The following is a 10,787-nucleotide window of genomic DNA, read 5'->3' on the forward strand; positions in this document are numbered from 1 at the left end:
GGGAGCGAGGCAGGAGATGGCAGGCGCAGCCCCCCGGCACCGGCGCGCGGTCCTGGTCACGGCGGCCGTCACGACGGCGGCCCTGTGCATGTCCGCGGCCGGCTGCGATTCCGAATCCCCGTCGATCCTGAGCGACCACACGGAGGTCGCGGCCAAGAGCGACCAGCCCGGCACGAGCTTCTCACCGCACGACGGCGAGTACACCGGCTTCGACATCACCGTGGTCGGCACGCTCATGAACATGCTCGGCTACGAGACCCCGCGCTTCAGCGGCGTGCTGTCCAAGAACCGCGCCAAGCTCCTGCACGACGGCGACGTGCAGCTGGTGGCCGCGACCTTCTCGATCACCCCGGACCGGATGGCGACGAAGGAGGAGGGCGGCGACGACCTCGACTTCGTCGGCCCGTACGCCTCCACCCAGCAGGGGTTCCTGATCCGCGAGGCCGACCGGAGCATCCGCACCCTGGCCGATCTCAACGGCAAGATCGTCTGCGTCTGGAAGGGCACCACGTCCGCCAACGAGCTCGCCAAACCGGCGTACGACAAGATCGTCAAGCGGACGGAGGAGGACGCCGGATACTGCGTGAAGGCGCTCAAGGACAAGGAGGTCGACGCGGTCTCCACCGACCAGCTGATCCTCTACGGCTTCGCGGAGGCCAATGCGTCCCTCCGGGTGGTGGACGGCATCAAGTTCGGCGAGCCGAACGATTACGGCATCGCCATGGCCAAGGGCCACCGCGAGGACTGCCTCCGGCTGCGCGACAAGCTCCAACAGTACGTCCGCCAGGCGTCCTCCTGGGAGCGCGACTTCCAGAACAGCCTGCCCGCCGTGCCGAAGGAGACCCGGGACGAGGCCAAGCCCACCGAGGACGAGATCATGGCCCTGTCCTGCGTGGACCGGCCGGGCGACAGCCCCGCCGGCTGACCCCGCGCCGCGCCCCTCTCCTGGAGCCGCCATGACCGACAGCGCGCACAGTCTCCGCACCCGCTGGCACCACGCCCTCGTCGCGGCCCGGGGCGGAGCGGACGGCCCCGATCCGCTGCCGTACGCCGACCGCCTCCTCGCCCGCTGGGCCGAGCCGCAGCGCAGGTACCACACGACCGCGCACCTCGCGGCGGTCCTGGACCGGATCGACACGCTCGCCGGGCATGCCGCCGACGCGGACGCCGTACGCCTGGCGGCCTGGTTCCACGACGCGGTGTACCGGCCCGACCGGTCGGAGAACGAGGAGCGCAGCGCGGCGCTCGCCGAGCGGGCGCTGCCGGAGGCGGGGGTCCCGGACGCGGTGACCGAGGAGGTCGCCCGGCTCGTCCGGCTCACCGTCACGCACGACCCGGCCGCCGGCGACACCAACGGCGAGGTGCTGTGCGACGCGGATCTGGCGATCCTCGCGGCGCCGCCGAAGGAGTACGGGGAGTACGCGGCGCAGGTCCGCGAGGAGTACGGATTCGTGCCGGAGGAGGCGTTCCGGGAGGGCCGGGCGGCGGTGCTGCGGCAACTCCTGGGGCTGCCACGGCTGTTCCGTACCCCGCACGGGGCGAGGGAGTGGGAGCCGAGGGCGCGGCAGAACCTACTGACGGAACTCGAACTGCTCACCCACTGACCGGGAGCGGCCGGGGGGCCGGGGCGCCACCGGAGCCTGGCGGTCGAGGGCCGAGACGGCGGCCAGCGGCCGGGCGGCAGGCGGCCGGGAGGGCCGCCAGCAGCCGGAACCCGGCAGCAGACGGCCGGGCAGCAGACGGCCGGGGCGGCAGACGGCCGGGGCGGCGCTCGGGACCCGGAACCGGCGACCGGCGGCCGGGGCGGCGCTCAGAGCCCGGCGCCCGGGCGGTGCCCGGGGAATGTCAGGAACGTTTCCGCTGTTTCCACTTGTTATGCCTGACTCCGCCGTGCGCACCTCTTCCCGTATGCCCCTGGCCGTATACATCCTCGGCCTCTCGGTCTTCGCCCTGGGCACGAGCGAGTTCATGCTCTCCGGGCTGCTGCCCCCGATCGCGGACGACATGGACGTGTCGATTCCGCGCGCCGGACTCCTCATATCCGCGTTCGCGATCGGCATGGTGATCGGCGCCCCGCTGCTCGCGGTGGCGACGCTGCGGCTGCCGCGCCGCACCACACTCATCGCGCTGATCACGGTCTTCGGCCTCGGCCAGGTCGCGGGCGCGCTCGCACCGACGTACGAGGTGCTGTTCGTTTCCCGCGTGGTCAGTGCGTTCGCGTGCGCCGGTTTCTGGGCGGTCGGGGCGGCCGTCGCCATCGCGATGGTGCCGTTGAACGCGCGGGCCCGCGCCATGGCCGTGATGATCGGCGGACTGTCGATCGCCAACGTGCTGGGCGTCCCGCTGGGCGCGTTCCTCGGCGAGAACCTGGGCTGGCGGTCCGCGTTCTGGGCGGTCGGCGCGGCCTCGGCGGTGGCCCTGGCCGGCGTCGTGACGCTGATCCCGCGCATCCCGCTGCCGGCCGAGAAGCCGCAGCTCAGGCGGGAGATGGGCATCTACCGCGACCGTCAGGTGTGGCTGTCGATCGTGATCACCGCGCTCGCGGCGGGCGGCGTGTTCTGCGCGTTCAGCTACCTCGCGCCGCTGCTGACGGACGTCGCCGGGCTGGACTCCGGCTGGGTGCCGACCGTGCTGGCGCTCTTCGGTGTGGGCGCCCTGGTCGGCACGACGATCGGCGGCCGGGTCGCGGACGCGCACCTCTTCGGGGTGCTGCTGAGCGGAATCGCCGCGTCCACGGTGTTCCTGGCGGCGCTGGCGCTGTTCGCGTCGAACCAGGCGGCCGTGATCACGCTGTCGTTCCTGCTGGGCCTCTCGGCGTTCTACACCGCGCCCGCGCTCAACGCCCGGATGTTCAACGTGGCGGGCGCCGCCCCGACGCTGGCGGGGGCGACGACGACCGCCGCGTTCAACCTGGGCAACACGGGCGGGCCCTGGCTGGGCGGCACGGTGATCGACGCGGACTTCGGCTTCGAGGCGACGGCCTGGGCCGGGGCGGCGATGACCGTCGCGGCGCTGGTCGCCGTGGTGGTCTCGCTGCGGCTCCAGCGGGCGCGCGGCTCGGCGGCCTCCCGGCTGGTGGCGCGGGGGCCGTCCGAAGGGGCGTCCGAGGGCGCCCCCGTGGAGTCGGCGGAGTGCACGACGGGCTGACCTGGGCGCTCAGGCCGCCGGCCGCCCCTTCGGCCGCCGGAGCCCCGCCTCGGTCAGGCGCCGGACCAGCTCCTTCGAGCCGATCTCCCGCGCCCCGGCCCGCACCGCGTCCTCGTAGCGCGCGGCCGGGATGTCGTAGTGGTCGCGCTCGAACGCCCGCGCCGGGGCGCCGATGGACGCGGCGAAGGCGTGCAGCTCCTCGAACGACACATCGCTGACCAGGTGCGACCAGAGCCGCCCGTGGCCGGGCCAGGTCGGCGGGTCGATGTAGAGGGTCACCGCCTCACCGCCGGAGTATGCCGCTGAGCGCGCCGACCGGGGCGACCGCGACGGCGGCCTTGGCGCAGACCCAGTGCGGGTGCGGTCCGAGCTCCGGCTCGACGTCCAGCGCGTGCGGGTCGCCCGCGTCGCAGACCGGGCAGAGCGGCCAGCGGCCGTACCGTTCCAGGAGCGCGTCCTGCACGTCCTGCGCGATCAGGCCGGTGACGAACTCCGCGCCCTCCGGCCACTGCTCCACCCACCAGCGGCGGTGCGTCACGGCGTCCTCGACCAGGGACACGATCTGCGCCTCGGCGACGTCTCCGGCGGCGAGGTCGGCCATCACGAGGGCGCGGGCGGTGTGCAGCGCCTGCTCCAGGCGGTCGGGCCGGTCGGCCTCCGGCGGATTCTGCTCCATGCAGCCATTGTCCACCCGTGCGGCGGACGGCCCTCCGATGTGCCGTCAACCGTTTCTTCCAGAGGTCACACCAAAGAGGGTTGACGGGCCCAGGGCTTGAAAATATCTTTCAAGGGTGACCAATGACCTGAAGGAAAGTTTCATCCCGGACTCGCCGCCGGCGCCGGCGGCCCTCGCCGCCAAGGTGCGGACGCTGTCGCCGTCCATGACCCGCTCGATGCAGCGCGTCGCCGAGGCCGTCGCCGGTGACCCGGCGGGCTGCGCCGCCCTGACGGTCACCGGTCTCGCCGAGCTGACGGGCACCAGCGAGGCGACGGTGGTCCGCACCGCCCGCCTCCTGGGCTATCCGGGCTATCGCGACCTGCGCCTCGCGCTCGCCGGTCTCGCCGCCCACCAGGAGTCCGGCCGCGCCCCCGCCGTCACCGCGGACATAGCGGTCGACGACCCGATCGCCGACGTGGTCGCCAAGCTGGCCTACGACGAGCAGCAGACCCTCGCCGACACCGCCGCCGGGCTCGACACCGTGCAGCTGGGCGCCGCGGTCGCCGCCGCCGCCACGGCCCGCCGGATCGACATCTACGGGGTGGGCGCGTCCTCCCTCGTCGGCCAGGACCTGGCCCAGAAGCTGGCCCGGATCGGCCTCATCGCCCACTCCCACACGGACCCGCACCTCGCGGTGACCAACGCCGTGCAGCTCCGCTCCGGCGACATGGCCATCGCGATCACGCACTCCGGCTCGACGGGCGACGTCATAGAGCCGCTGCGCGTCGCCTTCGACCGGGGCGCGACGACGGTCGCGATCACCGGCCGCCCCGACGGCCCCGTCACGCAGTACGCGGACCACGTGCTGACGACGTCCACGGCGCGCGAGAGCGAGCTGCGCCCCGCCGCGATGTCCAGCCGCACCAGCCAGCTCCTGGTCGTGGACTGCCTGTTCATAGGAGTCGCCCAGCGTACGTACGAGACGGCCGCCCCGGCCCTCGCCGCCTCCTACGAGGCGCTGGCCCACCGCCACACCCCGCGCACCCGCTGACCGTCGTCCGGACGCCCTCCGGCCGGCGCCCCGCACCCGCCCGCACCCGCCCCGCATCCGCACGCCGTACGAGAAAGCAGAGCCGCTCTCCATGACCTCCCTCACCGACGCCGACGCCACCCCCGACGGCTACGGCGAGCTGCGCGCCCAGCTCGCGACCCTCACCACCGAGGCGTTCCGCCCGGAGCTCGCCGAGATCGACCGGCTGGCCACCGCGGAGATCGCCCGGATCATGAACGGCGAGGACCAGACGGTCCCGGTCGCCGTCGCCGAGCGGCTGCCCGAGATCGCCGCCGCGATCGACGCCACCGCCGAGCGCATGGCCCGCGGCGGCCGGCTGATCTACGCGGGCGCGGGCACCGCGGGCCGGCTGGGCGTGCTGGACGCCAGCGAGTGCCCGCCCACCTTCAACACGGACCCGGCCGACGTCATCGGCCTGATCGCGGGCGGCCCGTCCGCCATGGTCACCGCCGTCGAGGGCGCGGAGGACAGCAAGGAGCTGGCCGCCGCCGACCTGGAGGCGCTGGAGCTCACCGCCGACGACACGGTGGTCGGCATCTCCGCCTCGGGCCGCACGCCGTACGCGATCGGGGCCGTGGAGCACGCCCGTGCGAAGGGCGCCCTGACCATCGGCCTGTCGTGCAACGCGGCCTCCGCGTTGGGCGCCGCCGCCGAGCACCCGCTGGAGATCGTCGTCGGCCCCGAGCTGCTGACCGGCTCCACCCGCCTCAAGGCGGGCACGGCGCAGAAGCTCGTGCTCAACATGATCTCGACCATCACGATGATCCGCCTCGGCAAGACGTACGGGAACCTCATGGTCGACGTGCGTGCCTCCAACGAGAAGCTGCGGGCCCGCTCCCGGCGCATCGTCGCGCTGGCCACCGGCGCGCCCGACGAGGAGATCGAGTCGGCGCTCGCCGCCACGGACGGCGAGGTGAAGAACGCCATCCTGACGATCCTCGGCCAGGTCGACGGCCCCACGGCCGCCGCGCTCCTGTCCGAGTCGGACGGCCACCTCCGCGCCGCGCTCGCCGCCGCCCCCCGCACCACCTGACTCACCCCGCACCACCTCCCCCGCACAGCAAGGCACCACGCACCATGGCTACAGAAGACAAGAACCGCGCCACTGCCGCCGCGATCCTTCCGCTCGTCGGTGGCGCCGCGAACGTCAGCTCCATCGCCCACTGCATGACCCGGCTCCGGCTCGGTCTGCACGACCGTTCGCTCGTCCAGGACGACGCGCTGAAGGCCGTCCCCGCGGTCATGGGCGTGGTCGAGGACGACACGTACCAGATCGTCCTCGGTCCCGGTACGGTCGCCCGCGTCACGCCGGAGTTCGAGAAGCTCGTCGAGGAGGGCAGGACCGAGGCCCCCGCCCCGGCCTCCTCCCCGGCCCCCGCCCCGGCGGACGCCGCCCCGCTCACGGCGGAGGAGCTGGCCGCGCAGGGCGCCGCCATGAAGGCGGCCCGCAAGGCGAAGAACGCGACACCGTTCAAGCTGTTCCTGCGCAAGATCGCCAACATCTTCGTGCCGCTGATCCCGGCCCTGATCGGCTGCGGCATCATCGCCGGGCTCAACGGCCTGCTGGTCAACCTCGAATGGCTGCCGTCGGTCACCCCGGCGCTCGCCGCGATGGCCTCCGGCTTCATGGCCCTGATCGCGGTCTTCGTCGGCTACAACGCGGCGAAGGAGTTCGGCGGCACCCCCATCCTGGGCGGCGCGGTCGCGGCGATCATCGTCTACCCGGGCGTCGCGAACATCGAGGCGTTCGGCCAGAAGCTCTCCCCCGGCCAGGGCGGCGTGCTCGGCGCCCTCGGCGCGGCGGTCCTCGCGGTGTACGTGGAGAAGTGGTGCCGCCGCTGGGTGCCCGAGGCGCTGGACGTGCTGGTCACACCGACGCTGACGGTCCTCATCTCCGGCCTGGTCACGATCTTCGGCCTGATGTACGTCGCGGGTGAGGTCTCCACCGCGATCGGCGACTTCGCCGACTGGCTGCTGTCCAACGGCGGCGCGGGCGCGGGCCTGATCCTGGGCGGCTTCTTCCTCCCGCTGGTCATGCTGGGTCTGCACCAGGCCCTGATCCCGATCCACACCACGCTGATCGAGCAGCAGGGCTACACGGTCCTCCTCCCGATCCTCGCCATGGCCGGGGCCGGCCAGGTCGGCGCGGCCATCGCCACGTACTTCCGCCTCCCGCGCAACGAGTCGATCCGCAAGACCATCAAGTCCGCCCTCCCCGCCGGCTTCCTCGGTGTCGGCGAGCCCTTGATCTACGGCGTCTCGCTCCCCCTGGGCCGCCCGTTCATCACGGCCTGCGTGGGCGGCGCCTTCGGCGGCGCGTTCGTCGGCTTCTTCAACCAGCTGGGCGACGCGGTCGGCTCCACCGCCATCGGCCCCTCCGGCTGGGCCCTGTTCCCCCTGCTCGACGGCAATCACGGCCTGGGCGCCACGATCGCCATCTACGCGGGCGGCCTGGTCGTCGGCTATCTCGCGGGCTTCCTGGCCACGTACTTCTTCGGCTTCAGCAAGGAGCTGCTGGCGGAGTTCAACGTGAGCCAGGAGGACCCGGCCCCGACGGCGACGGCAACCCAGGACCCGGCGGCGACCGCACAGAAGGCCCCCGCGTCGGTCTGACCCGCACGCGAACCGAAGCGGCGGCCCCCTCACGGTGAGGGGGCCGCCGCTTCGTCGTACGCCTCAGACCGGAAAGCCGTCCGTGGGCAGCGTGACGTCGAAGGGCGCGGGCAGCGCGAGCGGCTTGCCGAACGGCACCGCGTCGGAGTGCTTGTACGTGCCGTGCCCGCCCGGCTCCGTGAACAGGGTGGCCATGGCCCCCCGGGTGTCGAACCGGTCGATCAGCAGGTACATCGGCACCCCGGCCCGGGCGTAGGCGCGGTACTTCTTCGTACGGTCCTCGCGGGCGGTGCCCCTCGAGGTGATCTCCACGACGAGGAGGGCTTCGGAGGCGTCCATGGGGGCGCTGACGTCCGGGTCGGCGGCGTCGATCAGCTCGGACGGCATGACGACGAGATGGGGGACGTAGAGCTTGTCGAGAGGCGCGACGTGCACACCCAGCGTCTGGTAGACCCCCAACTCGTCGGGCAGGTTCGCATAGAGACGGCGCTGCACCCTTTCGGCGATCCCGTTGTGATGCGCGTGCGGCGGCGGTACCAAGAGGATCTGCCCTTCGTCGATCTCGGCGCGCCACCCCTCGGGCACATCCCGTTCCTGCCAGGTGCGCAGGAGGTAGTCCCACTGGCGGCCTTCAGGGTCCTGCTGGTGTTCGACCATCGCGGCGGTCATCGCGGGTCCCTTCTTCCGAAGCCTGTCCGAGGGACGTAGATCGACGGTGCAGCGGCGCTGAGCCGCATTTCTCAGCGTCCCACGTTCGTATGAGCAGCGCACCGAGCGCCGCTCACCGTCACCGCCGCACCAGCCCCAGCAACGCCCCGTGCGTCTCCCGGTCCGCTGCCACGACCAGCCCGCCCGCGCCCTGGTCCACCGGCAGCCCGTCGATCCCGGTCACCACGCAGCCCGCCGCCTCGCACAGCGCGATGCCCGCCGCGAAGTGGACGCTGTCCAGGCGGAGGCCCGGCCCGCCATCGGTGACGTACGCGGCCCGGCGCCCCGCCGCCACCCAGGCCACGGCCACCGTGCTGGAGACGACGCGCGGCCGGAATCCGGCGACGAACTCCGGCGCGGCCATGAGCTCCACCGCGCGGAAGCCCGGCGCGTGCGGGAACGGCGGGTCGAGGTTCAGGTCCACCAGCCGGGAGCCCGCCGAGGGTATGAGGCGTTCGTCGCGCCCGTCGGCCCGCCGGACCCACGCCCCTTCCACCGCCCCGCCCGTCCAGAACACCTCGCCGCTGAACGGATCGGCCGAGGCCGCCGCGACGATGCCGGACGACGCGTCCCGGAGCGCGACGTTCACCGCGACGAGCATGTTGCCCACGGCGTAGTTGAGCGTCCCGCACAACGGGTCGACCAGCCACCGCCGCCCCGCCCCGGCCGCCCCGGACGACCCGCTCTCCTCACCCGTCACCGCGTCACCGGGCCGGGCCGCGCGCAGTACGTCGAGGACGGCCTCCTCCGCCGCGATGTCGGCGGCCGTGGCGAAGTCACCCCCGTCCTTCTCGTACCGCGCCAGCGACGCCCCGTACATCTCGCGCACGACGGCCGCACCGGCGGAGGCGGCCCGGAGGGCGACTTCCGCATCGCTTTCCATGTCCATGGTCACCATCCCCGCAGGCTAACGGCCGCTCGACGGCCGGGCCCCGACGATGCCGCCTCCCACCCGCTCATCGCGGCAACTGCCCCGCCCGGTTGATCTCCGTCACCCGCGCCCGCAGCACCGCACTCGGCGGCGCCGGGCGCGCGGAGTCCGCCGGACAGTCCCAGACCGGCCCGCCGCCCGGAGGCCGCAGACGCACGTAGGGCCCGACGCGCCCCAGCACCCGCCCGATCCGCCCGTCCCGTGCGTCAACGGCGAACGACCCCGGCTCCGGCGTACACGCCTCCAGGTCGTCCCCGCCCGTCATGAGGCAGCCGCCTTCTGCTCCAGCAGCCGGCTGAGCTGCTGCGCCGCCGCGAGATTGCAGCGCCCCAGGTCCACCAGCACCGCCGGGTCGTCACCCACACACGAGGCCAGGTCGATGCGCAGCGAGGGCAGCTTCACCCCGGCCCGCGCGAAGCCCTCCTTCAGCGACGCCACCACCTCTTCGGCCTCCCGAATCTTCGCCACCGCAGCCCTGCGCCGTTCCGTAGTCGTCATGATCCATCCCTTCCACCCTGAGTAACGACGATGCATACCCAGAGTGGTGATTCTCTCGCTAGCCTGGAAGAGATGCAGTCCCAACAAGGGCATGTGTGTAACAGGGAGTTGTCATGCCAGGTCCCCGGAAGCTCGATCCCTCCTCCTCCCCCCGCGCCCTCCTGGGCGCCGAACTCCGCCACCGAAGAGAACGCGCGTGCCTCTCCCAGACCGAGCTGGGCGCCCCGCTGTTCGTCAGCGGCTCGTTCATCGGCCAACTGGAGTCCGGGGTGCGCCGCATGCAGATGGACCAGGCGGTCAAGTTCGATGAGCTCCTGGGCGCGGACGGCTTCTTCAAGCGCAACTGCGCGGCCCTGAAGAAGTCGAAGTACCCGGACCACTTCGCGGAGGCGGCGGAAGCGGAGGCCCGAGCGACGGAGATCAGGGAGTACGCGCCGCAGCTCATCCCGGGGCTGTTGCAGACGGAGGCGTACGCGCAGGCCGTGTTCAGGAGCGGGCTTCCCACGGCCGCCGAAAGCGCGATCGAGGAGCTGGTAGCCGCCCGCCTCGAACGAACGCAGATCCTCACCGATCCAACTGCGCCGATGTTGTGGGCCGTGTTGGACGAATCGGTATTACGTCGCCGAGTGGGCGGCCCGGAGGTCATGGCAGCAGCGCTCCGCCACATCGCGGCGCTGATGAGGCGGCATCGGATCATCGTGCAGGTGCTGCCGTTCTCGGCGGGCGCCCACACGGCCCTTGAGGGTCCACTCAAGCTGATGGCGTTCTCCGACGCGCCGCCGCTCGCGTATCTACAAGCCCTGGGAACAGGGCAGTTGCAGGACGATCCAGCGACGGTCCGGCAGTACGAGCTGACCTACGATCTGGTCGTGGCCAGCGCGCTCTCACCGGCAGCGTCTCTGGCGTTGATCGAGTCGGTGGCGGAGGATTACGAGCATGAAGCACAACAGTTCTAACTACGACCTCTCCAAGGCCATTTGGCGCAAGTCGAGCTACATCGCGGGCGACGGCGGAAACTGCGTAGAGGTCGCCACCTGGCGCAAGTCCACGTACAGCGGTGCGAGTGGCGGCGACTGCCTCGAAGTCCTCGACGGTATCCCGGACGTCGTCCCCGTCCGCGACTCCAAGGTGACCGACGGCCCGGCGGTCGTCTTCGCGAC

The 10,787-nt window shown here is 72.4% G+C and carries 14 protein-coding genes; 8 read left to right on the forward strand and 6 right to left on the reverse strand.

The window, feature by feature from the left end; translation table 11 throughout:
- Positions 1-16 precede the first annotated feature (16 nt).
- From FKN01_RS25205 to FKN01_RS25215, 3 genes are all read left to right on the forward strand, one after another.
- On the forward strand, positions 17-925 hold the full coding sequence (locus FKN01_RS25205) for a transporter substrate-binding domain-containing protein (protein WP_143624402.1): 909 nt from the start codon (positions 17-19) through the stop codon (positions 923-925).
- Between the two features lie 31 nt (positions 926-956).
- Positions 957-1,604 carry a hypothetical protein gene (locus FKN01_RS25210; protein WP_143624404.1) on the forward strand — a complete coding sequence of 216 codons (648 nt, stop codon included), beginning with the start codon at positions 957-959 and terminating at the stop codon, positions 1,602-1,604.
- Between the two features lie 304 nt (positions 1,605-1,908).
- The gene (locus FKN01_RS25215) at positions 1,909-3,147 is read left to right on the forward strand and encodes a Cmx/CmrA family chloramphenicol efflux MFS transporter (RefSeq protein WP_143624406.1); all 1,239 of its coding nucleotides are present in this window, start codon (positions 1,909-1,911) and stop codon (positions 3,145-3,147) included.
- A gap of 9 nt (positions 3,148-3,156) precedes the next feature.
- Here the strand turns inward: FKN01_RS25215 and FKN01_RS25220 are convergent, their stop codons facing one another.
- Positions 3,157-3,426 carry a DUF4031 domain-containing protein gene (locus FKN01_RS25220; protein ID WP_143624408.1) on the reverse strand — a complete coding sequence of 90 codons (270 nt, stop codon included), beginning with the start codon at positions 3,424-3,426 and terminating at the stop codon, positions 3,157-3,159.
- 4 nt (positions 3,427-3,430) lie between these two features.
- Positions 3,431-3,823, reverse strand: coding sequence for a hypothetical protein (locus tag FKN01_RS25225; RefSeq protein ID WP_143624410.1), 393 nt, complete (start codon positions 3,821-3,823; stop codon positions 3,431-3,433).
- A 115-nt stretch (positions 3,824-3,938) separates the two neighbouring features.
- Here FKN01_RS25225 and FKN01_RS25230 point away from each other — a divergent pair, with 115 nt between their 5' ends.
- The 3 genes from FKN01_RS25230 (at position 3,939) to FKN01_RS25240 (ending at position 7,490) form a co-directional block, all read left to right on the forward strand.
- Positions 3,939-4,856 carry a MurR/RpiR family transcriptional regulator gene (locus FKN01_RS25230; RefSeq protein WP_143624412.1) on the forward strand — a complete coding sequence of 306 codons (918 nt, stop codon included), beginning with the start codon at positions 3,939-3,941 and terminating at the stop codon, positions 4,854-4,856.
- 91 nt (positions 4,857-4,947) lie between these two features.
- On the forward strand, positions 4,948-5,910 hold the full coding sequence (gene murQ, locus FKN01_RS25235; RefSeq protein WP_143624413.1) for an N-acetylmuramic acid 6-phosphate etherase: 963 nt from the start codon (positions 4,948-4,950) through the stop codon (positions 5,908-5,910).
- Positions 5,911-5,954: 44 nt separating this feature from the next.
- Complete coding sequence (locus tag FKN01_RS25240; RefSeq protein WP_143624415.1) at positions 5,955-7,490, forward strand: PTS transporter subunit EIIC; 1,536 nt, start codon at positions 5,955-5,957, stop codon at positions 7,488-7,490.
- Between the two features lie 63 nt (positions 7,491-7,553).
- Here FKN01_RS25240 and FKN01_RS25245 read toward each other — a convergent pair whose 3' ends face one another.
- The 4 genes from FKN01_RS25245 to FKN01_RS25260 all read right to left on the reverse strand — a co-directional run bounded on the left by FKN01_RS25245 (position 7,554) and on the right by FKN01_RS25260 (position 9,627).
- Positions 7,554-8,159 (reverse strand): Uma2 family endonuclease, encoded by a 606-nt coding sequence (locus FKN01_RS25245; RefSeq protein ID WP_143624417.1) that lies wholly within the window; start codon positions 8,157-8,159, stop codon positions 7,554-7,556.
- Positions 8,160-8,277: 118 nt separating this feature from the next.
- Positions 8,278-9,096 carry an inositol monophosphatase family protein gene (locus tag FKN01_RS25250; protein WP_143624419.1) on the reverse strand — a complete coding sequence of 273 codons (819 nt, stop codon included), beginning with the start codon at positions 9,094-9,096 and terminating at the stop codon, positions 8,278-8,280.
- A gap of 58 nt (positions 9,097-9,154) precedes the next feature.
- A complete protein-coding gene (locus FKN01_RS33385; protein ID WP_143624421.1) occupies positions 9,155-9,394 on the reverse strand; it encodes a hypothetical protein in 240 nt (79 codons plus the stop codon).
- Positions 9,391-9,627 carry a hypothetical protein gene (locus FKN01_RS25260; RefSeq protein ID WP_143624423.1) on the reverse strand — a complete coding sequence of 79 codons (237 nt, stop codon included), beginning with the start codon at positions 9,625-9,627 and terminating at the stop codon, positions 9,391-9,393. The genes FKN01_RS33385 and FKN01_RS25260 overlap by 4 nt, the downstream gene beginning before the upstream one ends.
- 113 nt (positions 9,628-9,740) lie before the next feature.
- Here FKN01_RS25260 and FKN01_RS25265 point away from each other — a divergent pair, with 113 nt between their 5' ends.
- Together FKN01_RS25265 and FKN01_RS25270 are read left to right on the forward strand one after the other, a co-directional pair.
- The gene (locus FKN01_RS25265; protein ID WP_143624425.1) at positions 9,741-10,583 is read left to right on the forward strand and encodes a helix-turn-helix transcriptional regulator; all 843 of its coding nucleotides are present in this window, start codon (positions 9,741-9,743) and stop codon (positions 10,581-10,583) included.
- The coding region (locus tag FKN01_RS25270; protein WP_143624431.1) for a DUF397 domain-containing protein at positions 10,564-10,787 on the forward strand (224 nt) is incomplete at its 3' end. The genes FKN01_RS25265 and FKN01_RS25270, both read left to right, overlap by 20 nt.

Origin of the sequence: Streptomyces sp. 130 (genome assembly GCF_007096885.1) — a bacterium.
Lineage (GTDB): Bacteria > Actinomycetota > Actinomycetes > Streptomycetales > Streptomycetaceae > Streptomyces.